Annotated in this window: 1 protein-coding gene; it reads left to right on the forward strand. The window is 40.6% G+C overall.

Annotated elements, in window-relative coordinates:
- Window positions 1-114 precede the first annotated feature (114 nt).
- Window positions 115-1201 (forward strand): type I restriction endonuclease (locus tag Q0198_RS09405; RefSeq protein WP_297897388.1); only part of this gene is annotated, 1087 nt, incomplete at its 3' end.

Here is a 1201-nt window from a genome sequence, read left to right on the forward strand (position 1 = left end):
GATATGGACGATGAAATTTCGGCTTTGCAAGATGAGATAGAAAAACTAAAGATGATAAAACAAGGCGCTATGGACGAGCTATTAAGCGGCAAAATAAGGCTAAAGGGGTGAGTTATGCAAGAAAATACGGTAGAAAAAGAGATAAAAACGCAAGAGCGAGTCATAGATCTCTTTAAAAACGAGCTTGGCTACGAATATATAGGCGATCTGCAAGGACTCGATAATAAAAACATAAGAGAGGACGAGCTTAGGACGTGGCTGCAAGGTCGTGGCTACAGCGATAAGCTTATAGATAAAGCCTTAAAAAAACTACAATATGAAAATCACACAAGCGGCGGGCGAAAACTATACGATGCAAATGAAGCCATATATTCGCTTTTAAGATACGGCGTAAAAGTAATAGAAGAAGTAGGCGAAAATAATCAGAGCGTCTGGCTCATCGACTGGGATAATCCGCTGGCAAATAAATTTAGCATAGCCGAGGAAGTAAACGTAAAAACTATAAACGGCGAATTTGACAAACGCCCCGATATAGTGCTTTATATAAACGGTATAGCCGTTTGCGTGCTAGAACTAAAGCGTTCAAGCGTGTCGGTGAGCGAAGGCATAAGACAAAATTTATCAAGCCAAGACAAGAGGTTTATAGAGAGCTTTTTTACTACCGTGCAGCTTGTAATGGCCGGAAACGAGAGCGAAGGACTAAGATACGGCGTGATAGAGACGCCTGAAAAATACTTCTTAGAATTTAAAGAAAACGGCGAAAAACTAAGTTTGTATGGCGGACTTAAAGCGATTTGCGGGCGAGAGAGACTGGTTGAAATTTTACACGACTTTATCATATACGACTGTGGGATAAAAAAGACTTGCAGGCACAATCAATATTTCGGTGTAAAATGCGCGCAGGAGTTTTTACGCGCTAAAAAAGGTGGTATCATCTGGCATACACAAGGTAGCGGCAAAAGCTTAAGTATGGTCTGGCTTGCAAAATGGATAAAAGAAAATTTAAACTCTAGGGTGCTTATAATCACAGATAGAACCGAGCTTGACGAGCAGATAGAAAATGTCTTTAACGGCGTAAAAGAAAGCATTTACAGAACAAAAAGCGGAGCTGATTTGCTAGAAAAATTAAGCAACGCCGAGCATTCACTCATATGCTCGTTGGTGCATAAATTTGGCAGAAACGGCGCGGAAGACGAAATAT

Source organism: uncultured Campylobacter sp., assembly GCF_938045205.1.
Lineage (GTDB): Bacteria > Campylobacterota > Campylobacteria > Campylobacterales > Campylobacteraceae > Campylobacter_B.